Source organism: Bifidobacterium sp. M0307, assembly GCF_016100445.1.
GTDB classification, from domain to species: Bacteria; Actinomycetota; Actinomycetes; order Actinomycetales; family Bifidobacteriaceae; genus Bombiscardovia; species Bombiscardovia coryneformis.
In genome coordinates this window covers 1352839-1377992 of record NZ_JACFSL010000001.1, presented here as the reverse complement: position 1 = coordinate 1377992, position 25154 = coordinate 1352839, and the positions used below count along the sequence as shown (strand labels likewise).

The 25154-nt window shown below is 59.4% G+C and carries 17 protein-coding genes; 11 read left to right on the top strand and 6 right to left on the bottom strand.

Annotation, left to right across the window (positions count from 1 at the left end; all coding sequences use genetic code 11):
- The first annotated feature begins 8 nt into the window (after window positions 1-8).
- From atpD to H3V08_RS05730, 8 genes are all read left to right on the top strand, one after another.
- Complete coding sequence (atpD, locus tag H3V08_RS05765) at window positions 9-1496, top strand: F0F1 ATP synthase subunit beta (protein ID WP_033498380.1); 1488 nt, start codon at window positions 9-11, stop codon at window positions 1494-1496.
- Window positions 1496-1780, top strand: coding sequence for a F0F1 ATP synthase subunit epsilon (locus tag H3V08_RS05760; protein WP_198181883.1), 285 nt, complete (start codon window positions 1496-1498; stop codon window positions 1778-1780). The genes atpD and H3V08_RS05760 overlap by 1 nt, the downstream gene beginning before the upstream one ends.
- Before the next feature lie 165 nt (window positions 1781-1945).
- Window positions 1946-2812 carry an endonuclease NucS gene (gene nucS, locus H3V08_RS05755; protein ID WP_198181882.1) on the top strand — a complete coding sequence of 289 codons (867 nt, stop codon included), beginning with the start codon at window positions 1946-1948 and terminating at the stop codon, window positions 2810-2812.
- A gap of 263 nt (window positions 2813-3075) precedes the next feature.
- Window positions 3076-3318 (top strand): glutaredoxin-like protein NrdH, encoded by a 243-nt coding sequence (gene nrdH / locus H3V08_RS05750; RefSeq protein ID WP_033491216.1) that lies wholly within the window; start codon window positions 3076-3078, stop codon window positions 3316-3318.
- A gap of 248 nt (window positions 3319-3566) precedes the next feature.
- Window positions 3567-4220 (top strand): amino acid ABC transporter permease, encoded by a 654-nt coding sequence (locus tag H3V08_RS05745; RefSeq protein ID WP_198181881.1) that lies wholly within the window; start codon window positions 3567-3569, stop codon window positions 4218-4220.
- On the top strand, window positions 4207-4881 hold the full coding sequence (locus H3V08_RS05740; RefSeq protein ID WP_198181880.1) for an amino acid ABC transporter permease: 675 nt from the start codon (window positions 4207-4209) through the stop codon (window positions 4879-4881). The genes H3V08_RS05745 and H3V08_RS05740 overlap by 14 nt, the downstream gene beginning before the upstream one ends.
- 67 nt (window positions 4882-4948) lie before the next feature.
- Entirely contained in the window at window positions 4949-5833 is an 885-nt protein-coding gene (locus H3V08_RS05735) for an amino acid ABC transporter ATP-binding protein (RefSeq protein WP_198182141.1), read from the top strand.
- Window positions 5834-5958: 125 nt separating this feature from the next.
- A complete protein-coding gene (locus tag H3V08_RS05730) occupies window positions 5959-6861 on the top strand; it encodes a cysteine ABC transporter substrate-binding protein (protein ID WP_033491221.1) in 903 nt (300 codons plus the stop codon).
- Between the two features lie 140 nt (window positions 6862-7001).
- Here the strand turns inward: H3V08_RS05730 and H3V08_RS05725 are convergent, their stop codons facing one another.
- The gene (locus H3V08_RS05725; protein WP_198181879.1) at window positions 7002-7958 is read right to left on the bottom strand and encodes an FKBP-type peptidyl-prolyl cis-trans isomerase; all 957 of its coding nucleotides are present in this window, start codon (window positions 7956-7958) and stop codon (window positions 7002-7004) included.
- Between the two features lie 83 nt (window positions 7959-8041).
- On the opposite strand from H3V08_RS05725, the gene H3V08_RS05720 reads away from it, so the two are divergent.
- The 3 genes from H3V08_RS05720 to H3V08_RS05710 all read left to right on the top strand — a co-directional run bounded on the left by H3V08_RS05720 (window position 8042) and on the right by H3V08_RS05710 (window position 11425).
- Window positions 8042-9334 carry a hypothetical protein gene (locus H3V08_RS05720; RefSeq protein ID WP_198181878.1) on the top strand — a complete coding sequence of 431 codons (1293 nt, stop codon included), beginning with the start codon at window positions 8042-8044 and terminating at the stop codon, window positions 9332-9334.
- Between the two features lie 5 nt (window positions 9335-9339).
- Entirely contained in the window at window positions 9340-10356 is a 1017-nt protein-coding gene (locus tag H3V08_RS05715; protein WP_442859359.1) for a hypothetical protein, read from the top strand.
- A gap of 94 nt (window positions 10357-10450) precedes the next feature.
- Entirely contained in the window at window positions 10451-11425 is a 975-nt protein-coding gene (locus H3V08_RS05710) for a tetratricopeptide repeat protein (RefSeq protein WP_442859349.1), read from the top strand.
- Between the two features lie 241 nt (window positions 11426-11666).
- Here H3V08_RS05710 and H3V08_RS05705 read toward each other — a convergent pair whose 3' ends face one another.
- The 5 genes from H3V08_RS05705 to H3V08_RS05685 form a co-directional block, all read right to left on the bottom strand.
- The gene (locus H3V08_RS05705) at window positions 11667-14627 is read right to left on the bottom strand and encodes an InlB B-repeat-containing protein (protein WP_198181876.1); all 2961 of its coding nucleotides are present in this window, start codon (window positions 14625-14627) and stop codon (window positions 11667-11669) included.
- Between the two features lie 362 nt (window positions 14628-14989).
- Complete coding sequence (locus H3V08_RS05700; protein WP_198181875.1) at window positions 14990-17848, bottom strand: InlB B-repeat-containing protein; 2859 nt, start codon at window positions 17846-17848, stop codon at window positions 14990-14992.
- A 364-nt stretch (window positions 17849-18212) separates the two neighbouring features.
- Window positions 18213-21194 carry an InlB B-repeat-containing protein gene (locus H3V08_RS07540; protein ID WP_198181874.1) on the bottom strand — a complete coding sequence of 994 codons (2982 nt, stop codon included), beginning with the start codon at window positions 21192-21194 and terminating at the stop codon, window positions 18213-18215.
- A 235-nt stretch (window positions 21195-21429) separates the two neighbouring features.
- Window positions 21430-22062: a CYTH domain-containing protein gene (locus H3V08_RS05690; RefSeq protein WP_198181873.1), complete on the bottom strand. Its 633-nt coding sequence runs from the start codon at window positions 22060-22062 to the stop codon at window positions 21430-21432.
- Between the two features lie 161 nt (window positions 22063-22223).
- Window positions 22224-25118 carry an InlB B-repeat-containing protein gene (locus tag H3V08_RS05685; RefSeq protein WP_198181872.1) on the bottom strand — a complete coding sequence of 965 codons (2895 nt, stop codon included), beginning with the start codon at window positions 25116-25118 and terminating at the stop codon, window positions 22224-22226.
- Window positions 25119-25154 lie beyond the last annotated feature (36 nt).

Sequence of the window (25154 nt, the reverse complement as noted above, 5' to 3'; positions counted from 1 at the left end):
GAACGCCAATGGTTGCACAGCAAGCAGAGACGACCACAGCGAGCCACCAGCAGGATTCGGCCTCCAAGGGCCGGGTCACCCGTGTCCAGGGATCGGTCATCGATGTCGAGTTCCCGGCAGGCCACCTGCCGGATATCTACAACGCACTGACCGTCGATCTGAGCAAGTCCTCCGACACGGAGGGCGAGTCCCTGACCACAATCATGCTGGAGGTCGAGCAGCACCTGGGTGATTCCACGGTGCGTACGGTGGCCCTGAAGCCTACGGACGGTCTGGTCCGCGGTGCCACGGTCACCGACACGGGTGGCCCCATCGAGGTGCCCGTGGGTGATGTGACCAAGGGGCACGTCTTCGATGTGGCCGGAAACATCCTGAACAAGAAGGATGGCGAGAAGATAGAGGTCAAGGATCGCTGGCCCATCCACCGCAATCCTCCTGCCTTCGACCAGTTGGAATCCAAGACCCAGATGTTCGAGACGGGCATCAAGGTCATCGATCTGCTGACCCCCTATGTAGAGGGTGGCAAAATCGGTCTGTTCGGCGGTGCAGGCGTGGGCAAGACCGTGCTCATCCAGGAGATGATTCAGCGTGTGGCCCAGAACCACGGCGGTGTTTCGGTCTTCGCAGGCGTCGGAGAGCGTACCCGTGAGGGCAACGACCTGATCGGGGAAATGGAAGAGGCCGGCGTATTGGAGAAGACCGCACTGGTCTTCGGCCAGATGGACGAGCCCCCGGGGACCCGTCTGCGTGTCCCGCTGACCGCCCTGACCATGTCGGAGTACTTCCGCGACGTGCAAAACCAGGATGTGTTGCTCTTTATCGACAACATCTTCCGGTTCACCCAGGCCGGTTCCGAGGTCTCGACCCTGCTGGGTCGTATGCCCTCCGCCGTAGGCTATCAGCCCAACCTGGCGGATGAGATGGGTGCCCTCCAGGAGCGCATCACCTCGACCCGCGGTCATTCGATCACCTCCCTCCAGGCCATTTACGTGCCTGCGGATGATTACACCGATCCCGCACCCGCCACCACCTTCGCCCACCTGGATGCCACCACCGAGCTCAGCCGCGATATCGCCTCCAAGGGCATCTACCCGGCTGTCGACCCGCTGGCCTCGACCTCCAGGATTCTGGACCCCCGCTATGTCGGCCAGGCTCACTATGACTGCGCCAACAGGGTCAAGGCCATCCTGCAGAGGAACAAGGAGCTTCAGGACATCATCGCCCTGATCGGTATCGACGAGCTGGGCGAGGAGGACAAGACCACCGTCAACCGAGCCCGTAAGATCGAGCAGTTCCTGGGGCAGAACTTCTACGTGGCTGAGAAGTTCACCGGTCGCAAGGGTTCATATGTTCCGGCGGACGAGACCATCGAGGCCTTCACCCGCATCTGCGACGGCGCCTATGATGACGTGCCCGAACAGGCCTTCTCCGGTATCGGCGGTATCGATGACCTGGAGAAGAAGTGGCATGACATGCAGAAGGAATACCAGGCATAATGGCAGGCACTGAAAAGACCTCCATGCAGGTCACCATCGTTTCGGCCGACAAGCCTGTCTGGTCAGGGCAGGCTCGGTCGGTCACGGTGCCGGCCACGATGGGTTCCATGGGTATCATGCCGGGCCATGAGCCGATTCTCGCCCTGCTCAAGGAGGGGGATGTCTCGGTTCAGACTCCGGACGGAGGGAAACGGAGCTTCCACGTTGACAGCGGCTTCGCCTCTTTCGATACCAACATACTGACCGTGGCCGTCGACCACTCCATGGACGACCAACAGGGCTGAAATCGGTCCCGTCCGGCCGGTGGAGGCTCCGCTTCCACGGCCGGCCAATCCGGACCGTCGAGGGTCTGCCCCTACCGGGCAGGCCCTTTTCTGTTCCCTTATCAGGGCATCTTTGAATACCACGAGCGGACGGTCCGATGTCGGCTTGCTGATATATTGGCTCACGTGCGAATCATTGTTGCCGATTGCTCGGCCGAATACTCCGGACGACTCAACACCACCCTGGGTCCCGCCAAGCGGGTAATCCTGGTCAAGGCCGATCAGAGCTGCCTCATCTTCTCGGAACTCGGATCCTATAAGCCCCTGAACTGGATGTGCGCCCCCTGCACACTCAGGGAAATCGTTCCCGAGGAATGCCCCGAAACCAGCCCGGACAATGGGGGAGACGGTGATTCCGGCGACAAGAAGGCAGGCGATGCCGATATTGCCGGGCCGGGAGGCGAAGAAGGGGGCCCGACTTCCGCAGAGGAGGCGGACCAGGTCGAATCCGCAGCGCCTGAAAGCCTGATTGCCCAGGAGCAGGATGAGAACCAGTCCGGCTCGGTTCGTAAGGTGCTCAGGGTGTCTGCCGGCAAGAACAGCGATGTGCTGACCATACGGCTCTACCAGATCTACTCTGATCAGACCTTTGACCTCGGTGCGGACCCGGGGGTGGTCAAGGATGGAGTGGAGGCCCATCTTCAGCGTTGCCTGGCCCAGCAGATCGAACGGATCGGCGAAGGTGCCAGGTTGGTCAGGCGTGAGTATCCCACCCCAATCGGGCCTGTGGATATCATGGCCATTGACGGCGAAGGCATGCATGTGGCCGTCGAAATCAAACGAAATGGCGGCATAGACGGGGTGGAGCAGCTCACCCGTTACTGCCAGCTTCTCAACCGCGACCCTCTGCTGGCCCCGGTCCGTGGAATCTTTGCCGCCCAGACCATCACACCCCAGGCCCGTACCCTGGCCGAGGACAGGGGGTTCGAGTGTCTGGTGCTGGACTACGAGGAGATGAAGGGCACCGACGACGGCGAACTGACCCTCTTCTGATGGAATCGTCGCCACGTCGGTCGGGTTGTGAGACGGATATCACACATGCGTGATTTTCGGCCCGGAAGGGCCTGATATCACTAGATATAGTGACTCGACCTATGACACGCCACTACTGATGGTGTTGTGCTTTCTTGTGGGGCTGTGTACAGTGCAATCAACAGGTTCTGGTTGGACCCGGTTCGGTTTACCGGAAAAGGTGAGCTGAACGGACTTCCGAACGAGTGAAGGATACAAACCCTACCATCATGGGGAAGGCGATTATGTCGATTACGGTCTACACCAAGACGCACTGTCCGCAGTGTGATGCCACCAAGCGTCAGTTGACCAAGCAGGGCTTGGACTTCGACCAGGTGGATCTGACCGCGAATCAGGAGCTGGTTGACCAGTTCATTGCCAAGGGCTTCAAGCAGACCCCGATCGTGGTTACCGATGAGGATACATGGAGCGGATACCGTCCCGACATGATCAAGAAGGTAGCGGCGACAGCCAAGGTCTACGCCTGATCAACAGGACGAAGAAGGGCCCGGTTCATGGAATATGAACCGGGCCTTTCTGTATTTCTCCCAGGTTTCGTCCACTCGGCATTCGCTGCGCATGGTGGGGAAGTCAGGGAGCAGGTGGATAACACGATATCCGTTATTCATATAACCAGAAGCGCACAGGGGAACCCCACGTCCCCTAGGATGGGCACCAGATACCGGCCTGCATCAGAGGAAGCCTCGAACAGGGTACCGGAAAGGAGGCTGATGGCATGAACTGGTCCTTCATGGCACAGAATGTGCATTTCTTCGTCAATGCGGCTTACATGACCGTCTTCATCTCCTTCTTTGGTGTGGTCTTCGCTCTTCTGGTCGGGTTTCTCTGTGCTGCCGCCGAGGTCTCGCACATCCCCCTGGTGGCCCCCGTCGCCAGGGTCTACATCGAACTCTCCCGGAATACGCCACTTCTGGTTCAGCTCTACTTCCTCTACTTCGGATTGCCAAAGCTGGGAATAAGCTGGAGTGCCCAGACCTGCGCCATCGTCGGCCTGGCCTTCCTGGGAGGATCCTACATGGCCGAGGCCATGAGGGGCGGGTTTGAGGCCGTGCCCAGGGTGCAGCGTGAATCGGCCAAGGTCCTTGGGTTTTCACCGAGTCAGACTCTGATTCATATCATCCTCCCCCAGGCCTTGGGCAGCGCGATTCCCGGGGTGGTCGCCAACGTGATTTTCCTGGTCAAGGAATCTTCGGTGGTCTCCGCCATCGCCTTGGCCGATGTCATGTACGTGACAAAGGACCTGATGGGGATTTCATATGACACCTACGAGTCCCTGGCGCTGTTGATTGTCGCCTACCTGATCATTCTCCTGCCCATATCGATCATCGGAACGGTCCTGGAAAGGAGGTTTGACTATGCACGGCGTTGAAATCCTCTTCCAGCCTGGCGTTTTCCCCCGTCTTTTCACGGGGCTCTGGGTGACTGTCTGGATAGCCGGCATCTCGGTCATCCTATCGATTCCGGTCGGTCTTCTGGTGGGGTGGCTGATGACGGTCCGAAACGGACTGGTACGTGCTGCCATGCGCATATACCTGGATTTCATCCGGATTATGCCCCAGCTGGCCCTGCTCTTCATCGCCTTCTATGGGTTCGCTCGGGCCTTTGACTGGAATCTGGATGCGACCGGGGCCTGTGTCCTCGTCTTCGTCCTCTGGGGTGGGGCGGAGCTGGGTGACCTGGTCCGCGGTGCCCTCGAATCCATCCCACGCAGCCAGTACGAATCGGCTTACGTGCTTGGTCTCAGCTCATGGCAGACCTTCCGGCGGATTATCCTGCCCCAGGCACTCCGGCGGATGCTTCCTGCCAGCGTCAACCTGGCCACGCGCATCGTTAAGACGACCTCGCTGGCGGCGCTTCTGGGTGTCATCGAGGTGATCAAGGTGGGGCAGCAGATCATCGATGCGAACAGGTTTGCGTACCCTCAGGCGACCCTGTGGATATACGGGGTGATTTTCTTCATGTATTTCTTCATCTGCTGGCCCCTCTCCCTGGTGGCGCGGCATCTGGAAAAGAGGTGGGCTCATGACTGATGGACAGGAAAACCGACCATCCGCCGGGACCGTAGACCAGGTTCAGCCTGGTGAGACGGATGGCAGGATGGGTCTGGCCGGATACCCGGACCCCTCGGGGCATACGGGGATCCCTGCATCGGCTCAGGGTCCGGTCCTGGAGGTTGAGCACCTGGTCAAGCAATACCCGGGGGCTGCCGAGCCGGTCCTGAACGATGTGTCCTTCCGGATACCCAAGGGGAAGGTCTTCGTGGTTCTGGGCCCGTCGGGGTCTGGCAAATCCACCCTTCTGAGGACCATCGCCGGTCTGGAACCCATCCAGGGCGGCAGGATTCTCCTGGATGGGGAGACCGTCGAGGCAGGCAGTTCCGACAAGGGCGGGAAAGCGCCTGGGGGGAGCCGGATCCCGGGATCCCGGAGCGCCGATCTTCGTACCAGGATTGGCATGGTCTTCCAGAGCTATGACCTCTTTCCCAACAAAACCGTCCTGGACAACGTGATTCTGGCACCGGTCCTGGTGCAGAAGCGAACCAGGGATGAGGCCCGCCAGGAGGCCCTGGAGCTGCTGGCAAGGGTGGGGTTGGCCGACCGGAAGGATGCCTGGCCCAATGAACTCTCGGGTGGGCAGCGTCAGCGGGTTGCCATCTGCCGTGCGCTGATTCTCCACCCTGAAATCATGCTCTTCGACGAGGTGACCGCGGCTTTGGACCCGGAGATGGTCCGCGAGGTCCTCCAGGTCATTCTTGAGCTGGCCGACCAGGGATTGACCATGATGATCGTAACCCACGAGATGGCGTTCGCCAGAGGCATCGCCGACCACATCGTCCTCCTGGATGGGGGAAGGCTGGTCGAGGAGTCCGATGACCCCGAACGCTTCTTCATCAATCCGGCCACGGACCGGGCCAGGCAGTTCCTCTCCACCTTTACGTACGAGCGCAGGCGTGGTGACGGGAGCGGGGGAGCGGACCGATAAGCAGATGAGCAAGTCGTCAGGCTTGCAGAGCCGGCGATTGCGATTTGAGATTTTCCGGAGGGCAACCTCCGGGAGCCGTCCATGAGGGCGGATGACCAATATGGAAATCAAGGAAAAGAGGGACTATGGCGGCGAAATCGGTGAGCCGGTTGGTTCGAGCAGCGGTGGCGGTCGGAGCTTCGATCGTAATGATGGCCTCGGTTGCGGCCTGCGGTCCGTCCGCATCCGCACCCAGCGACGCGAAGGGTGACGAGGGCAAGTCGGCGGGCACATCCCAGTCGGCACGATCCCTGGATGCCATCAAGAAGTCGGGCAAGCTGAAGGTTGCCGTCTTCTCTGACAAGGCACCCTTCGGGTATGTGGACAAGGATGGGAAGTACCAGGGGTATGACGTGGTTCTTGCGGAGCGGCTTGCCAAGGACCTGGGTGTGGAACCGGAGTACACCTCGGTCGATCCGGCAGCCCGTGTGGATGTCCTGTCCAGCAACAAGGTCGATGTGACCCTGGCCAACTTCACGGTCACGGACGAACGGGCCCGCAAGGTGGATTTCGCCAAGCCCTACATGAAGGTCTTCCTGGGTGTGGTCTCCCCTGAGTCGGCTCCCATCCAGAACGTCGAGGACCTGGAGGGGAAGACCCTGATTATCGCCAAGGGCACCACCGCCGAGCCTTTCTTCGAGAAGAACTACCCCAAGGTGAAGCTCCAGAAGTATGACCAGTACGCCGACGCGTACAGTGCCCTGCAGGACCACCGTGGAGACGCCCTGAGCACCGACAACACCGAGGTCCTGGCCTGGGCCAAGGCCAACAAGGGATTCACGGTCGGCATCACCAAGCTGGGCGATGAGGCCACAATCGCTCCAGCCGTTCAGAAGGGCAACAAGGCCCTCCTTGATTACATCAATGAGGAGATCGCCAAACTGGGGAAGGAGAACTTCTTCCACAAGGACTATGAGAAGACCCTGGCTCCGGTTTACGGTGAGGCAGCCAATCCCGATGACATCGTCATCGAAGGCGGAGTGGGCTGAAGCCTGAAATGACCGGTACCTGTATCCGCCTATGAGCGGATATGAAGGAGACCGGATACGGAAAGGGCCGGAGATTCCACCCAGATTCATAGGGTGGGACCTCCGGCCCTTTATCGGTGTTGGCTGCTAAGCCGGTCCTGTCAGTATGCGGCCAGGATATCGACCACGAAGATTAGGGTGGAGTTTGCGGGTATGCCCGACTTCTCCTGATCCCCATACCCCAGATCCGGGGGAACGATGACCAGGACCTGTGAACCTACGGTCTGGCCTGCCAGCCCCTGCTGCCAGCCCTTGACGACCTGATCAAGGCTGAAGTCCGAAGCCTGGCCCCTGTCCCAGGAAGAGTCAAACTGCTTGCCGTCGCTGGCGAGCCAGCCCGTGTAATTGGCGCTGACTGTCTGGTGCTCGCCCACCTTGGTTCCCTTGCCCTTGATCAGGGTCTGGGAGACCAGCGTATTGGTCGGCTTGTAGTTGTTCAGATCCAGGGAGGGCTTGCCTGTATTGCTCAGGCTGATTTTGGGCAGGTCGGCGGGGATATCCTTGACCTTCTCGCCCTCGGCCCGCTTGAGGTCCTTGGTCTTGGAAACGAAGGTGAGAGCCATGATGTAGCTGGACCCCTGGCTGTCCTTGCTGCTGCCCGACTGGCTGCTTTCCTGCTGGTCGTCGATGCCGATGGCGATTGTGGTGTTGATCTTCTGGCCCCGGAAGACGTCATAATAGGCGGGGATCGAGGTCTTGTCGATTACGATGGAGCACTCCGGCTTTTCCTCGTCCCAGGTGGAGTTGATTTCCTTGCCGGTCTTGGAATCGATGGCAACGCTCCGGGTGCAGACCCTGTCCCCGTCCTGAATCACATCCCCATCACCCTTCTGGATGACCTGGTGGGACTGGTTCTCCACCTTGAGGGGGGTGTCAAAACTGATCTCGGGTTTTGAACCCGGCTTCCCCTTCGCCGAGACGCCGCTCATCGTGTCGGAGGCGGACTTGGGGGCATCGGAGCTTGACGAGCAGGCGGAAAGGCCTGCACAGAGGGCCAGAGCGGTCGCAGCACAGACGAACTGACGGATGGTGTCGCTTTTCCTGTTGAGTTTGGTCATAAGGCCCAAGTCTAGGGGGTAATGGAGATTTTGCCCCATGCAAAAAGACGATTATAAGTCCATGACTGTAGAATGTCGATGTTATGGAGCAAGAAACTGAAGGAACCGAACGCGCATCCCGGCCTGGTAAGCCGTCGCGACGCAGCACAATCATGCGTGGGGTGATCACGCCGATCTTCGGATTGCTGGCTGTGACCTGCATTGTGCTGGGTGTCATGAATGCCACGGTATGGAAGCCCTCCCCCCACGTTGACGCGCAGGGCAAGGCGGATACTCGATATGTGGTGACCGATCCGGGAGTGCTGCCCTTGGTCGACAATCGCGTCAGTATCCGTGCCACACCTGAGCGGACCAGGGGGAAGGCCCAGGTCTGCATGGCTCTGACCACGGCCCAGGACGCAGCCGGTTGGACGGCAGGCCAGGATGTGACCCGGGTCAAAGGGCTTGATGACTGGGAGACCCTTGACCTCTCACGGGGCAAGACCGCGGCCAAGCGGGCCAAGGATGGCGCTGATGGTGTCGCTTTCGCGGATTCCGATATGTGGCGTCAGGTCAAATGTGGTGGCGCCTCGACGGTGATGACGATCGAGGCCGACAGGCCTGATTTGGTCCTGTTGGTTGATACGCAACCAGGAGCAAGTGCCGACCAGCAGGAGGCCAAGGCCTCCGCAGCCCAATCGGCTGTGAAGCTGCAGCTTTCCTGGGAACGCAGCCAATTGCCCGATTTCGCCATCCCCTTCTACTTCAGTGGCGGCCTTCTGGTCATCATGGCGGTTCTTTCCGCCACGGTCTTTGCCATGGACCCCGCCAAACGTCGTAAGAAGCAGGCTGCATCGGTGAAGGAGCAGGAGCCGGAAGTGACCGTGGCCCAGGCTTTGGGCAGCATGGTGGCACCCGGATTGGGCAAGAAGAGGAAGAGTACAGGCCGGCATCGTCGGCACGCTGTCGAAGGTTCCACCCAGGTGCCCGGCTCGGGTACCGTACCCAATGGGCAGGCGCCGCAGGTGATTGATCCTACAGCCATGAATATGGTCGCCAATCAGGCGACTTCACAGCAGGGCACGGCCAATGTTGAGGGGCAGGGCCAGAGTCAGCCCCAGGGGTGGTCTCAGGTTCCGCCCCAACCAGGGCAAACGGAAGGCTCCCAAGGCTTCACCGGCAGTGCTCCGTCCCCCATGGGAGGAGAGAAGGCGGTTGCGGATTCAGCCGAGACCACCCAGTCCGAAGCGTTCGAGCCGGGCAGGTCCGTCACCGGTGACCGTGGTGCGGATGACATCTCACAGACCTCGGTCATTTCCCTGGAGGAGATGAGTTCCTACCTGGCCAGGCTGGCAAATGAGGGGAATATCAAGCAGGACGGTGAGGAGCAGTCATGAGCAGGATGCAACGAGTCGTAACCAGGTCCCTGGCGGCGTTCATGTCCTTGGGGTTGCTCTCATCCCTGGCGGCCTGCCAGGGCCAGGTGCCCAAGGTCCAGAAGCCCGGTGCCGCACCCGCGGGTGTCGCCACCAGTGCCCCAAATCTGACAACCAAACAGGAAGCCGCGATTCGCAAGGACATCGGTCAAGTACTCGACAAGGCCAACGAGTCCAAGGACCCGACTGGCCTGGATGCGCGGGTCACCGGTCCTCAGCTGCAAATCAGGACCAGTGAGCTTGAAATCGCCAGGGCGACAGGAAATCTGAATCCCAAGACGACCATTCCCACAACCATTGCCCAGACCGTTATACCGGGCGATCCGGGGTGGCCGCGTTCGGTTTTTGCCATCACGACGACCACAGAGGATCAGCAGTCTAAGCGCCTCCTGGTCCTCAACCAGGAATCGGCCCATGAGAACTACAAGCTCTGGGGGGTCGCCAGACTCTTCCAGGGGGCCCAGTTGCCCAAGTTCCCCGTGGACACCATCGGTGCCCAGATGGGCACTCCGGCCGACGAGGGCCTCAAGGCGACTCCGGCCGAGGCGGTCCGTCGATATGCAGATGTGCTGCAGAATCCTGGCTCCAGCCAGTATGCCAAGGAATTCGCCCAGGATGATTTCCGCACCTCAATGGACACCCTGACCCAGGCCGTTCAGAAAGGGATTGAAGCCAATCGTGGCTCGCAGGAGCAGACCTTCGCGCCTCAGGATGGAGAAATCCGGGTCATGCACTCCTCAGAAGGCGGTGACCTGGTGGTGGCGCAGATCAACTCTGTCTGGACCCGGCGTGCGGGGGAAGGACGGGAGTCCTCTCCGGCATCGGATTCCGAGAAGGCCCTTTTCGGTGACGGAAAGGCCACCAGCACGATGAAGGTCACCTATGTCAACGTCATAGCCCTGTATATTCCCTCCTCAACCTCCCAGGACCCGATTCGGGCGGTGGGTGCGGAACGAGAGCCCATCAAGGTGGAAGCGGTCTGAACCGGTGAGATTGCGGTGGGTGAAAGACGCCCGGACCGACTAGATTGAGTGGGAGAGACTTGACCGGGGTAGGGGTCGGAAGACTCAAGGAGATATGAGCATGGTGAGCAATGACAGACAGGGTCAGCCCGGTGTTTCACTGGCGGGTGCAGTCGATTTAGGTGCTCTCAAGCACCAGGTGGATGCCCAACCGGGCCAGACCGGTGGGGCTCCGGCGGCCGGTGGATATGTAGTTGATACCACCGAGGCCAGTTTCCAAGCCATGGTGCAGACCTCCGCCACCTTCCCCATCCTTCTCCTGCTCTGGGTGCCGACCGATGACAGGCTTTTCCCCCTGGCTACCAAGCTCGGGCAGGTGGTCAACGCCCAGGAGGGGAAGATTCAGCTTTCCCGTATCGACATCGCCTCCAATCCGCAGATTGCCCAGACCTTCCAGGTCCAGGGTGCGCCCGCCCTCTTTGCACTACTGGCTGGACGCCCCATGCCCATTATTGAAGGGCTGCCAACGGATGATGAACTGGCGCAGATTACAGATCAACTCATCCCTCAGGTCATCCAGATGGCTCAGCAGGCAGGTATCACAGGCACGGCGCCATACCAGGAGACCAGCCAGGAGGGATCTTCGTCCGCCGAGGACCCGGGTGTACAGGAGCAGGCCGTACCATCATCCCACCAGGAGGCCAACCGACTGGCCCAGGAGGGTGATTATGCGGGTGCCGCCGAAGCCTACGCCAAGGTGATTGAGGCTGATCCCAATGATGACCTGGCGCGGCGTGAACACGCCAAGGCTCTCCTCATGGACCGTTCCTCCGCGGCTGACGTCCGCCAGGTGCGGCAGATGGCGGCCGATGCCCCTGACGACCTGGATGCCCAGTTGGCCGTGGCTGACGTGGACATGATTGGTGGTCAGATTCAGGATGCCTTCGACCGCCTTTTGGATTTCCTCGGCAGCCACCGCGACCAGATGGAGCCGATACGTCAGCGGCTTCTGGAGTACTTCACGATTCCTGAGCCTGCCGACCCTCGGCTGACCAAAGCGCGTCGTCGGCTTTCGACGATGATGTACTGACGGCTGTTCCCCGGCGGGCCTATTCGTGCCTTTGCTGAGGGCGGGGTCTCCGCATTCAGCAGTTTCTCCGGTGGATTCCGGTAGAAGAGAGGGCACCAAACTCGCAGTTTTGCCTTCCTTGGCCACCGCATTCCTACAGGGTTGCGGTGGCCTCTGGTTTTACAGGTTCCCAGCGGTTGTGTCCGGGTATGGAAAACCCGGTCCCTGCGAACGGTGTCGGGGGACCGGGTCGGGTTGTTGATTACCGCGTTATCGAACTCTTGGAACTCTTGCGTGACCGAAGACGGGCTTGGCAGACAAGCCCGCCAAGCGCTATGGCCAGAGCTGTAAGCACCAGCCCCAGGAGTGCCGGCCCCGTGGATGCCAGGGTACCTGTCCAAGGTCCTCGTGCGATCGTGTCGGGGTTGACGGGAGTCGTTTGACTGACCGGGTTCTCCGGAATCAGGGGGTTAACGGGGGTTGGGGGTATGTCAGGGTTGACCGGCGTATCTGGGTTGACCGGTGTGCTCGGAGTATTGGGTGTGCTAGGTACCACCGGGGTTACCGGTGCTGTCACCGGTAACCACTGAGCGTACACGGTGGTGTCCTGTCCTATCTGCTGGGTGAAGTCCACGGATGTGCCGTTCTGCGCTGCGGTGGACCAGCCTTTGAAGGTGTATCCGGCACGGGTAGGGGCTGTCGGCTCCTTGGGTGCATGGTCGGCACGGACGGTCTGGGATGGCACGGCGCTGCCGCCCTGGCTGTCGAAGGTCAGGGTGTAAAGCGGGGTCCACCGCGCGGTCAATACGATGTCCTTGTTGACCCTTGTGCTGGCGAAGTCGAACGGGACTTCCTTCTGGGTGGTGTTGGTGTCCGTGGAATCGTCTTCTGCGGTGTCGTCGGAATCCGGGAGGTTCCTGGTCAGGGTATCGCCGGGGTTGGTGAGGTTCCTGGTCAGGATGTCTCCCATACCGGTGAAGTTCCGGCTAAGGGTGTCGTCCGAATCATCGGGGGTCTCGTCCGGGGTGGCGGGGTTCACCTTCATGTACCAGCCGTCGAAGTCGTGCTTGTACCGGATGGGATCGGGGACCTTGCTCGCCAGATTCCCCGAGTACACCAACTGATCGGGAATCCAGGAAGACGCAGGGTCGGTGCCCAGTTCGAAGCGAATCTGGCAGATGTCCCGTGCAGACAGGTCTCTGCGTGGCCGGTCGGTTACTGTTCCTTCGTAGTACCATGCGCCTTCTCGTGAGCTCTCTTCCGAGAAATCGAAACGGTGGGGTTTGTCCAGGACCGGGACTTCCCAGACCACCTCATAGTTGCTGGCGTCGTAGTGGCCCTGGTTTATTATTCTGCTGATGTCCGACTCCGCGTATTTTCCGTCTGGAGTAATGGGCACAGGCAGGGTCAGTTTGGTGCCGGGTAACTCATGCCGGTCTGCAACAATCTCCTGACCGGATATATCGATCATGGCTGCTGATGATTCGAAAGCCTTGAGAGGGCTTGCATCGGAGATATGATTCTCACTGAGTTCGACGTTTTGCAGTGAGGACAGGTCGCTGAGGGCTGCCAGCGGCCTGACATCAGTGATCTGATTATCGGTCAGGTCCAGTTCTGTGAGCTCTTTCATGTTTGTGAAAGACTCGATTCCGTTCGGACTCTTCAATCCTGCACCGTTGATGGAAATCTGCTCCATCTTTTCCAGCGTGGACAGGGGTGTGAAATCGGTGACCACGGGGGACATCGGCGTATCCTCGTCGGCCATGACGTACAGCCAGAATGCTGTGGTTTCTGTCAGTGCGGAGAGGGGACGTAAATCAACTGTGGGACGGTCCGTTCGAACCGACTCGTCTTGGGTGTAGTCGTAGTCCAGTGAGATGGTCTTGATGTTTTTGAGGATCTGTATGCCGTTGAGGTTCCATACGTCGTTGAGGGCGACGTCGTTGTTGAATTCGCGGTCGATGTCGTCCTGGGTGAGGGTGTCCTGGGGTTCCTTGCCGGCTGCGGCCGCGAGCTGTTCGGCGAGGTTCTCGTCGGGGAAGCACTGGGTGTAGGTCGAGGTTCCGGGTTCGCAGGCGACCTTTTCGAGTTCGGGGAGGGGCGTCTTGGTCTCGTCGGGGTCCGGGGTGGTGGTCCCGGTGGATCCGTTCTGGTCGTCGCCGGGGTTGTTGTCGGTGTCGCTGATCCACCGTCCGTACAGGGGGGTGTTCTCCATGACGGGCTTTTCGAAGTCGTAGTGTTCGCCTCCTATCCTGGGGGAGGTGTACCAGCCGACGAAGCGGTATCCGGGGCAGGCGGGATCGGCGGGTTTCGTGACGGTGCGGCCTTGGGCGACCTGCTGCCCGGTGGTGGGCTGCGGATCCACTGGCTGGTTAGGGGTGAAGGTGACCAACCTGGGCTCGGCGGTCACCACCTCCAACTGCACGGAGCCTTCAAAGTAGTAGTCTCGGTCCTCGTCGTAATCGGTTTCGAATCTGAAGGAGCGGGTGCCACCGGCTGCCGGTGCGGACCAGATGAGGTTGGTGCCGGCCTGTTCCATGCCTTCCGCCGGTTCGATGTCGATTGGGGTGACGGGTGCCCCGTTCTTGCCGATCGGGAGGGGCATGCTGACGGCCTGGTTGGGATCGTCCCGCAGGTCCTCACGGCCCAGATATATGGTCTGATCCGATACATCGAGGTCGCTGGGTTGCAGGTCTTTCAGGGGAGACAGGTCGAAAATGTGATTGTTTGACAGGCTGATGTACCTGGCGTTGGTGTAGTTCCTCAGGGGCGTGATATCGGAGATTGCGTTATCGCCGAGGTCCAACTCCGTGATGTTCTGTGTCAGAACAGGGTTGCCCAAGGGGGTCAGGTCGATAATACCGCCGTCACCGAGGTTCAGCTCGGTGAGGGCCGTGAGGTTTTCGATGCCCGCAATGTTGGAAACTCCGTAGGCAGAGAAGCGCGTCAACCCGTCCACATCAGTCTGCGTTATGATATCTGTTGGATTCTTGCTGGGCCTGGCATGCTCCGCCACCTGTTCCGCCAGTCTGCGATCAGGGAAGCAGTCGGCGAAGGTGGAGCTCCCGATTATGCAGCCTGAGGTATCGGCAGGCGCAGGTTCGGTTCCGTTCCCGTCTTCATATCCGAAGGCCGATTTGTTGGTTGCGGTCATTCCGCCGGCCAGGACAGTGGCTAGTGCCACGGCCGCCGCCAGCGGACGTAATTTGATAGAGACTGACATTTGTAATTCCCCTTTTGCCTGTTTCTCTGTTTTGGGGACGTGAAATCTGGGGTTTCGACTCGATTACACGGTCGAACCCACAATTCAACATCCCCTGTTATCCCTGCCTGTCAGAATACACGATTTCGCTAAAGGGGCCTCGCATGAGCCAATCATGTTGTTAAATCCCTCACAAAAGAGTTTTTGTTGGGGTGAGAGGCGGGGAAGTGACTGCTTGCTTCCGGGAAAATATGCGATGGTCTCGGGTTGCACCCCTTGATATACGAAACCCGGTCCCTGCGGACAGTGTCCGGGGGACCGGGTCTTTGGCTCAGGCGGATGCCTGAAGTACCGGGGCTATTCAGCCTGGATCGGATCCTTGTTTAGCGCGGCACCGAGCTCCTTCGTGACCGAGGGCGGGTCCGGCAGACAAGGCCGCAAATGGCTATGGCCAGTGTGGCAAACACCAGCCCCAGGAGAGCCGCACCCGTGGATGCCAAGGTGTCCACATGGGACCCTCGTGGTGCTGGATCAGTCGTTTGGATGATTGGGTTCTCGGGAACCAGGGGATTGCCGGGAGTCGCAGGGCTGATCGGTGTTGTTACCGGTGCCCATTGGGCGTATATGGTGGTGTCCTGTCCTATGTGCTGGGTGAAGTCGACGGGTGTGCCGTTCTGTGCTTCGGTGGACCATCCCTGGAAGGTGTACCCGGCCCGGGTCGGGGCCGTCGGCTCGTTGGGTGTCCGGTCTGCGCGGACGGTCTGGGAGGACACGGCGCTGCCGCCCTGGCTGTCGAAGGTCAGGATGTAGAGCGGGGTCCACCGGGCGGTCAGCTCGATGTCCTTCTTGACCCTTGTGCTGGCGAAATCGAACAGGACCTCATCCGCAGCGGTGCCCGAATCCGCCGAACCGTCGCTTGCGGTGCTGTCGGAGTCGCTGGAGTCGCGGAGGTTCCGGGTCAGGACATCGCCGGGTTCGCCCAGGTTCCTGGTCAGGATGTCGCTTGCGCCGGAGCGGTTCCAGGGCCAGATCGGCATGTCGTCCTCGTCCTCGTCCGTGGGGTCGGGGGTGTTCTCCATGTACCAGCCGTCGAAGTCGTGCTTGTACCGGATGGGATCGGGTACCTTGCTCGCCAGATTCCCCGAGTACACCAGCTGATCGGGAATCCGTGAGGATGTGGGTGCGGTGCCCAGATCGAAGCGGATCTTGTATATATCCCGCCCGGTCACATCACCAATCGGCCGGTCGCTTACAGTTCCTCCGTGGAACCAACCGCCTTCTCGCTGGCTCGCATCATCGAATGAGTAACTGTGCACTATATCCTGGACCGGGACATCCCAGACAACCCCATGGTTTTTAGGATCATAGCGGCCTTCAGCTGTAATCGTTCCGATTTGCCGCCTATCAAGGTAGCAGTTCCTGCCGTCCGGAAGCGTGGGCAGGGGCAGGGTCAGTTTGGTGCCGGGGAATTCGTGCCGGCCTACGATGATTTCTTGATCACCTACTAAAACCATGGCGATTGACTTATCCACGAATGGTATGAGAGGACTCGCGTCCAAAATACTGTTGCCGTCGAGGTTGAGCTGCTTCAGTGAGGGCAGGCCGCTGAGGGCCGCCAGCGGACCGGGATCAGTGATCTGATCATAGCTCAGCTCCAATTCCCTGAGCTCTTTCATGTTCGCTAAGGACTCGATTCCGTTCAGGCTTTTCAATCCTGCATTGCTGATGGAGAGGTTATCCATCTTTTCCATCTTGGACAGGGGCGAGAAATCGGTGACCAGGGGGAAGACAGGCGTGTTCTTGTCGGCTGTGCCGGTCAGCAGGAACGTTGTGGTTTCGGTCAGTGCGGAGAGGGGGCGCAGATCCACCGCAGACTGGCCGTGCGTGTAGTCGTAGTCCAGTGAGATGGTCTTGATGTTTTTGAGGATCTGTATGCCGTTGAGGTTCCATACGTCGTTGAGGGCGACGTCGTTGTTGAATTCGCGGTCGATGTCGTCCTGGGTGAGGGTGTCCTGGGGTTCCTTGCCGGCTGCGGCCGCGAGCTGTTCGGCGAGGTTCTCGTCGGGGAAGCACTGGGTGTAGGTCGAGGTTCCGGGTTCGCAGGCGACCTTCTCGAGTTCGGGGAGGGGCGTCTTGGTCTCGTCGGGGTCCGGGGTGGTGGTCCCGGTGGATCCGTTCTGGTCGTCGCCGGGGTTGTTGTCGGTGTCGCTGATCCACCGTCCGTACAGGGGGGTGTTCTCCATGACGGGCTTTTCGAAGTCGTAGTGTTCGCCTCCTATCCTGGGGGAGGTGTACCAGCCGACGAAGCGGTATCCGGGGCAGGCGGGATCGGCGGGTTTCGTGACGGTGCGGCCCTGGGCGACCTGCTGCCCGGTGGTGGGCTGCGGATCCACCGGCTGGGAGGGGGTGAAGGTCACCAACCTACGCTCGGCAGTCACCACCTCCAACTGCACAGTACCGTCAAAGCCAGAGAGGCTGTGAAAGTCGCCGAATCTGAAGGAGCGGAGGCCGTTGGCTGCCGGTGCGGACCAGGTGAGTTCGGTGTCGGCCTGCTCCATGCCTTCCGCCGGTTCGATGTCGATTGGGGTGACGGGTGCCCCGTCCTTGTCGATCGGGAGAGGCATGCTGACGGCCTGGTTGGGATCGTCCCGCAGGTCCTCACGACCGAGGAATATCTCTTGACCGTACGCTCTCATGGTTCTGGGATGCAGGTCCTTCAAGGGCGACAAATCTGAAATATGGTTCCACGACAGGTCTATGTACTCGGCATTGGTGTAGTTCCGCAGGGGAGTGACATCGGAGATTGCGCTAAGAGAGATTTCCAGTTTCGTGATGTTCTGTGTCAGAACAGGGTTGTCCAAGGGACTCAGGTCGGGAGTAAGGCCATCTTGGATGTGCAGCTCGGTAAGGCCGGTGAGGTTTTCGATGCCCGCCAGGTTGGCAACGTCGTTGGTATAAAGACGCGTTAACCCGTCTACGTCAGCCTGCGTCAGGATATCCGTTGGACTCTTGCGGGGCGTGATGTACCAGGCCACATCTTCCGCCAGCTCCCGATCGGGGAAACAGTCGGCGATGGTGGAGCTTCCGATTATGCAGCCCGAGGTGTTGGCAGGGGCGGGTTCGGTCCCTGTCCCGTCTTCATCCCCCAGGGCAGATCTGTTGGTTGCGGTCATCCCACAGGCCAGGACGGCGGCCATTGCCACGGCAGCCGCCAGCGGGCGCATCTTTATGGAGACTGACACTTGTGTTTTCCCCTCTTACCGGTTTCCTATTTCGGGAACGCGAAACTTGGGGTTTCGACTCGATTGCACAGTCGAACCCGTATTTCACATCCCCATTCCCCCATCTGTCAGAATACACGATTCAGCAAGGCGGCTCGCACGCGGCAATCTTGTCATTGAATCCCTCATAAAGAGCTTCGGCGGGGTCATGCGAGGGTGAAGTACTTCCCTGCTTACGAAGGTATGTGCTGGCCTCGGAATGTGCTGCACTCCCCTATATATAGCGAAACCCGGTCCCTGCAGACGGTGTCCGTAGGGACCGGGTCTTTGGCCCAGGCGGCTGCCTCAAATATCGGGGCTTATGCGGTCTGGGTCGGGTCGTCGTTTAGCGCGGCACCGAACTCCTTCGTGACCGGAGGTGGGCCTGGCAACCAAGGCAGCAGAGTACTATGACCAGTGCGGCAAACATCAGTCCCAGTAAATCGGAACCCGTGGAGGCGAGGGTACCCAGTCGGGACCCCCTTGATGTCGTAACGTACTTCCCGGTAGTCATTCGACTGACCGGAGAGTCAGTGCTGATCTGGCTGGTTGAGTTCCCGGAAACCAGGGGGTTATCAGGGGTCGGAGGAGTACCTGGGTTGACCGGGGTGTCCGGAGTAACGGGTGCTCCCGGGTTGACTGATGTATCCGGGTTGACCGGTGTGGTGGGTGTGTCCGGCACCGTGGGGTTTACCGGTGTCGTTACCGGTGCCCATTGGGCGTATATGGTGGTGTCCTGTCCTATGTGCTGGGTGAAGTCGACGGGTGTGCCGTTCTGTGCTTCGGTGGACCATCCCTGGAAGGTGTACCCGGCCCGGGTCGGGGCTGCCGGCTCCTTGGGTGTCCGGTCTGCGCGGACGGTCTGGGAGGACACGGCGCTGCCGCCCTGGCTGTCGAAGGTCAGGATGTAGAGCGGGGTCCACCGGGCGGTCAGCTCGATGTCCTTCTTGACCCTTGTGCTGGCGAAGTCGAACAGGACCTCATCCGCAGCGGTGCCGGAATCGGTCGAGTCGTCGCCCACAGTTGTGCTGGTGTCTGTGGATTCGTCGTTTGCAGTGTCGTCGGCGCCAAGGAGGTTCCTGGTCAGGATGTCGCCCGTGCCGGAGAGGTTCCTGGTCAGGATGTCGTCGGAGTCAGCGGGGGTCTCGTCCGGGGTGGCGGGGGTTTCCTTCATATACCAGCCGTCGAAGTCGTGCTTGTACCGGATGGGATCGGGGACCTTGCTCGCCAGATTCCCCGAGTACACCAGCTGATTGGGTATCCGGGAAAGTGTGGGAGCGGTGCCCAGATCGAAGTGAATCTGGTATATATCCCGCCCGGATACATCATCAGCAGGCCGGTCGGTTACGATTCCGTCGTAGTACCACGAGCCTTCTTGATAACCCTCATCCCAGAATTCGTAACTGTGAACCGTGTCCTGGACAGGGACGTCCCAGACCACCTCATAGTTGCTGGAGTTATAGTGGCCTTTATCCGAAATCGAATGGATGTTTTCTTCCCCGTTGAAGACGTACTTGCCGTCTGGACGAGTAGGCAGAGACAGGGCCAAGGTGGTGTCGGGTAATTCGTGCCGACCTACGATGATTTCCTGATCAGATATGGAAATGTAAGCGGGTGACTGTTCAAATGGTTTGAGGGGACTCGCATCCAAGATAGCGTTTCCTCTCAGGTCGATACCCGACAGTAAGGGCAGGCTGCCGAGGGCTGACATCGACCTGAGGTCAGAGATCCGGTTATTGCACAGGTCTATGTCATTGAGCTTGGTCATGCCCGTGAAGGACTCGAATCCATTCACGTTCTCCAATCCTGCCGTGTTGATGGTGATCGTCTCCATCTTCACCAACTTGGATAGAGGCGTGAAATCGGTGACCAAGGGGAAGGCCGTCGTGTTCTCGTCAGTTGTGCCGGTCAGCAGGAACGACGTGATTTCGGTCAGCTCCGAGAGTGGACGCAAATCCACCGCAGACTGGCCCTGTGAGTAGTTGTAATCCAAAACAATGGACTTGATGTTCTTCAGGATCTGTATGCCGTTCAGGTTCCATGCATCAATCAGGACAAGGCTATCAGCGAACTCCCTGTCAATGTCATCCTGGGTGAGGACGTCTTCGGGATACTTCCAGGCTTTGGAAGCAAGCTGCTCGGCAAGATTCTCATCAGGGAAGCACTGGGTGTAGGTCGAGGTTCCAGGTTCGCAGACGACCTTCTCGAGTTCGGGGAGGGGCGTTTGGTTGTCGCCCGCATCGGACCCGTCCGATGACCCATCCTGGCTGTTGCCGGAGTCATCGGTGTCGCTGACCCACCGTCCGTACAGGGGGATGTTCTCCACGATGGGCTTTTCGAAGTCGAAGCGTTCCCCTCCCACTCCGGGGGAGGGGAACCAGCCGACGAAGCGGTATCCGGGGCAGACCGGATCGGCCGGTTTCGTGGCGGTCAGGCCATGAGCGACCCGTTGCCCGGTGGTGGGCTGCGGGTCCACCGGCTGCAGGGGAGTAAAGGTGACCAGCCTGGGCTCGGCGGTCACCACCTCCAGCTGCATGGAACCATCGAAGAGGTAGGTCAGATTGTCACCGCCATCAAAGTTGAAGAAGCGGGGGCCGCCGGCTGCCGGTGCGGACCAGATGAGTTCGGTGTCGTTCTGTTCCAGACCTTCCATCGGTTCGATATCCGTCGGGGTGACGGGTACCCCGTCCTTGTCGATCGGGAAGGGCATGCTGACGGCCTGATCGGGATTGCTCCGGATGTCTTCACGGCCCAGATATATGTGCTGATCCGACGCCTTCAAAGTGTGGGGATGCAGGTCTTTCAGGGGCGACAAATCTGAAATGTGGTTGCATTTCAGATTTATGTACTCGAGGTTGGTGTAGTTCCGCAGGGGCGAGATGTCGGTGATTTCATTCTCGTCGAGTTCCAACTCCGTGATGTTCTGTGCCAGAACAGGGTTGTCCAAGGGGGTCAGGTCGGTAATGCCGCCGATGGCGACTGTCAGATCGGTGAGGGCGGTGAGGTTTTCGATGCCCTCCAGGTTGGAGACCCCCTCAGCATAGAGGCGCGTTAACCCGTCCACATCAGCCTGGGACATGATGTCTTCTGGGGTCTTGGCTTCGGGTTTGACTCTCTCCGCCACTTGTGCGGCCAGGTTGTAATCAGGGAAGCAGGAGGCGAAAGTAGAGCTCCCGACTATGCAGCTCGAGGTATCGGCACGGGTAGCTTCGTTCTCGTTTCCTTCTTCTCCGAAGGCCGATTTGTTGGCTGCGGTCATTCCGCAGGCCAGAACAGTGGCTACTGCCAGGGCCGCCGCCAGCGGACGTATCTTTATAGAGACTGACACTTGTAGTATATTCCTTTTCACCGGTTTCACTGTTTAGAGGGTGAGGAACCAGAGGATTCGACTCGATAAGGTTGCTGAACCCACACTTTCAACATCCCTAAATAACCCCGAAAGTAAGAATACACGATTAAACGGAGAGCAAATTACACCTGGTAGCCGTGCAGTCTGGCTCCTTGCAACCGGGTTTGTGTTTCGGATGGTGCCGTGTTCGCTGCTGTCAGCGGTTGTCCGGGTTTCATTCGGTTCGGTTGTGCCCGAAATTGCTCATGAAATGGGGGCCGCTTTCCGTGAGCTCCCTATCGAAGTCGTCTGCCCAGAGGCTGAAGGGTTTGTTGGCCAGGCCGTCGTTGGAGAATCTGGGATCGTCGGTGATCTCCGTCAGGCAGAAGTCGGGGATGGTCAGATCGGTGACGGGGCCGCTGCGTTCCACCTCGGCGACAACAAGCGGCGCATTCTCTCCGCCGAAGACATCCAGGTTCCACCAATCCTCATCGAGCCAGATGCCGTAACGGTTCTTGACGATTGGGGATCCGCCTCTGAGCATGAGCTCCTGGGCGATGCCGATGTCGATGGCGCGTTCCGCCTCGTACCGTGTTCCGCCGACTGATGGTCCCTTGGCCGTCATGGAGGCGGCGGTGAAATGGTCGCCTGTTTCCAGGAGAGTATGCAGGGCATCGGTCTTGCTGTTCATGTCAAGCTCGTGGTCGTCGGCCTGGAGGCGTATTCGGAGGGCGTAGTTGTCTTCGTGCACGTAGTAGCTCTGCACTATCAGGGTGGGGGTCTCCCCGCTCGTCAGCTTCTCCGGTAGGTTCCGGCAAAAGAAGCGACGTTCAAACTCGAAGTCCTTGTGTTCCTCTTCCAACGGCATTCCTTCATGGTACGTGGTGGCCTCTGACAGCGCCATTCATCGATGGGCTGTGGTCGGATATGGGAACCCGGTCCCTGCGGGTGGTAACCGGGGGACCGGGTTCATTGCCAAGGCAGCGGTCTGATACCTTGGGACTCTTCAGAGCGGGCTCGTGGCAGCGACTAGCGCGGCATCGAACTCCTGCGTGACCGAAGGTGGGCCTGGCAGACAAGACCGCACAGCGCTATGATCAGTGCGGCAAACACCAACCCCAGGAAATCGGAACCTGTGGATGCCAGTATGCCGGACAGGGAGCCCGGTGCTGCCGTGCCGGGATTGTAATCACCAGGGTTTCCGGGAGTGATGAGATTCGCGGGGGTTGGGTCCAAACGCCAGTGTGCATACACGGTGGTGTCCTGCCGCAGCGGTTGGGAGAAGTCCGCGGATTCGCCGTCCTGCGCTTCGGTGAACCAGCCCAGGAAGGTATGGCCGGCCCAGGTCGGATCTGTCGGTTCATCGACCGTTTCGCCGTCGCGGACGGTCTGGGAAGGCACGGCGCTGCCGCCCTGGCTGTCGAAGGTCATGGTGTAGAGCGGGGTCCACCGGGCGGTCAGGACGATGTCTCTGTTGATCCTTGTGTTGTCGAAATCGAACGGGTCCTCCTCCGCGGTGCTGTCTGAGTCACTGGGCCCCTCACCCGTTGTGGTGTCGGAGTCGGTCGGACTCTTGTCGTCGCTGCCGCCAGAAACAAGGAGGTTCCTGGTCAGGATGTCTCCCGGTTCGGCGAGGTTCCTGGCCAAAGCGTTGCCGGAATCAATGAGGGTTCCGCTCGAGCTGCCAGGGGAATCAGATTTGTTTCCGCTTGAGGAGCGGCTGGGGGTAAGGGGTTCCCCGTTCAGGTACCAGCCGTCGAAGGCGTGCTTGAAACGGACGGGATCGGGCACCCTGTTCGCCAGATTCCCCGCATAAACCAGTTGGTCGGGAATCTGGGCAGGAGAGGTGCTCCCGGTGCCCAGGTCGAATTCGATCTTATATATATCTCGCGCCGAAGATTTGTCGTCAAGGGGCCGATCCGTTACGGTCCCATCGAATTCCCATGAGTCGAGGCGGGACCCACCTTCCATGAAATCGTAGCTATGGACGCTGTCAACGACCGGGGCGTCCCAAACCACCGCATAATCGCTGCGCTTGTGATAACCGTTGCCACTTATCGAGTCGATATCCGTCTCGGCATATTTGCCGTCTGGGCGGATAGGAAGACTTATGGCCATGGCCTCTCCGGGTAGCTCATGTCGAGGTACGACGGCTGTCTGGTTGATGGCACTGAGCTCAATGGGGCTCTTGGAGAGATCCTTGAGGGGGGACATATCGAAGATGCGATTGCTCTCGAGAGAAAGAAGCTCCATACGGGGCAGGTCTTTCAGGACTGCCAGTGGCTTGACGTCGCTGATCTGGTTACCTTCCAGCTCCACTTCCGTCAGCCTGGGCATATCTGTAAAGGACTCGAATCCCTTCAGGTCTTTCACCCCTGCCTCGTCGATATAGAGTTCACTCAGTTTTTTGAGCTTGGACAGAGGCGTGAAATCAGTGATCAGGGGATCCATCTCTGTTTCCGCGTCCCCCGATCCGGACAGCCAGAATGACCAAATTTCAGGCAGCTCAGCTACGGGACGCAAATCTACCGCGACCTGGTCTGATCGCGGTGACTTTTGGTCCGGATAAGAGTAATCCAAATTAATGTACGTAGCCTTCTTCAGGATCTGTATCCCGTTCAGATCCCAGACATCGGTCAGGGAAATATCTCTGAACTGCGTGTCCACGTCCTCCACGGTGAGTACCGCATCGGGCTCTTTTTCAATTGAAGATGCCAGTTGCTTGGCAAGATCAGGGTCGGGGAAGCACTGGCTGTATGTCGAGACTCCGGGTTCGCAGACGATCTTCTCGAGTTCGGGGAGCGGCGTTTGGTCGTCATCCGAATCGGGGGTGCCTGGTCCGGGGATGTCGGGTTCGTCGTCATTGTCGTTGTTGGGGGTATCGCTGACCCACCGCCCATATAGGGCAGTGTTTTCCAAGATGGGTTTTTCGAAGTTAAAACGAACCCCTCCCATCCCTCGTGCGGACGTGTACCAACCCACGAAACGGTATCCGGGGCAGACGGGATCGGCCGGCTTTGGCACGGGTAGTCCCAGGCCTATCTGTCGCCCGGTTGTGGGTTGTGGGTTTACCGGCTGGGAAGGGGTGAAGGTGACCAGTCTGGGTTCGGCGGTCACCACCTCCATTTCCACGGTCCCCTGGAACTCGTAACTCTTGTCGTCGGTGGCCTCGCTGAAAGAGAATGACCGGGTGCCGCCGGCTGCTGGTGCGGACCAGACGAGATCGGTGTTGGTCTGTGTCATACCTTCGGTCGGGTTGATTTCACTTACGGCGACAGGCTCGCCGTTTTTCCCAAGCGGAAGGGGGATGCTAATGGCCTGATTGGGATTGTCGCGTATGTCCTTGCGGTCCAGGTATACGGTCTGCTCCAGTACGGTCAGTTCCTTGGGGTGGAGGTCCTTCAAAGGTGAAATATCGGAAATCCGGTTGAACATCAGGTCGATGATGTCAGCATTGGTGTAGTTCCGTAGAGGCGAAACATCGGTGATTTCGCATTCTTCGATGTACAGACGCTTGATGTTTCGGCTAAGAACGGGATCGTCCAGCGGGCTCAGGTCCGAGACTCCACCGGTATCGATGCTTAGCTCGATGAGGGAGGTGAGGCTTTGAATACCTTCCAGACTGGAGATCTGGTCGAGAGAGAGCTTGGTTATCTGATCCACATCGGCCTGGATCATTATGTCTGTGGGTTTCACGCCTTTACGTGGAACCGCTTCCGCTACCTGTACTGCCATTCGGTGGTCGGGGAAGCACTCTTCGTAGGTGGAACTTCCTATTACACAGTTGGAGGTGCCGATTCGGGTACTTTCATTCCCGTCTTCTTCGCCGAATGCCATTTTTACGGTTGCGGTCACCCCGCAGCCCAGGAGCATGGCTACGGACAGAACCGCAGCCAGCTGTCGTATTTTCACAGAGACTGACACTTGTAGTATTCCTTTTCCGGTTTCACCATCGTTATG

Coding starts and splice junctions, on each gene's coding strand:
- H3V08_RS05735 (WP_198182141.1), top strand. CDS start 4,949: ATGGGTCTGGCCGGATACCCGGACCCCTCGGGGCATACGGGGATCCCT.
- atpD (WP_033498380.1), top strand. CDS start 9: ATGGTTGCACAGCAAGCAGAGACGACCACAGCGAGCCACCAGCAGGAT.
- H3V08_RS05705 (WP_198181876.1), bottom strand. CDS start 14,627: ATGTCAGTCTCTATCAAATTACGTCCGCTGGCGGCGGCCGTGGCACTA.
- H3V08_RS05710 (WP_442859349.1), top strand. CDS start 10,451: ATGAGCATGGTGAGCAATGACAGACAGGGTCAGCCCGGTGTTTCACTG.
- H3V08_RS05715 (WP_442859359.1), top strand. CDS start 9,340: ATGCAACGAGTCGTAACCAGGTCCCTGGCGGCGTTCATGTCCTTGGGG.
- nrdH (WP_033491216.1), top strand. CDS start 3,076: ATGTCGATTACGGTCTACACCAAGACGCACTGTCCGCAGTGTGATGCC.
- H3V08_RS05720 (WP_198181878.1), top strand. CDS start 8,042: ATGGAGCAAGAAACTGAAGGAACCGAACGCGCATCCCGGCCTGGTAAG.
- H3V08_RS05690 (WP_198181873.1), bottom strand. CDS start 22,062: ATGCCGTTGGAAGAGGAACACAAGGACTTCGAGTTTGAACGTCGCTTC.
- H3V08_RS05740 (WP_198181880.1), top strand. CDS start 4,207: ATGCACGGCGTTGAAATCCTCTTCCAGCCTGGCGTTTTCCCCCGTCTT.
- H3V08_RS05760 (WP_198181883.1), top strand. CDS start 1,496: ATGGCAGGCACTGAAAAGACCTCCATGCAGGTCACCATCGTTTCGGCC.
- H3V08_RS05725 (WP_198181879.1), bottom strand. CDS start 7,958: ATGACCAAACTCAACAGGAAAAGCGACACCATCCGTCAGTTCGTCTGT.
- H3V08_RS05745 (WP_198181881.1), top strand. CDS start 3,567: ATGAACTGGTCCTTCATGGCACAGAATGTGCATTTCTTCGTCAATGCG.
- H3V08_RS05730 (WP_033491221.1), top strand. CDS start 5,959: ATGGCGGCGAAATCGGTGAGCCGGTTGGTTCGAGCAGCGGTGGCGGTC.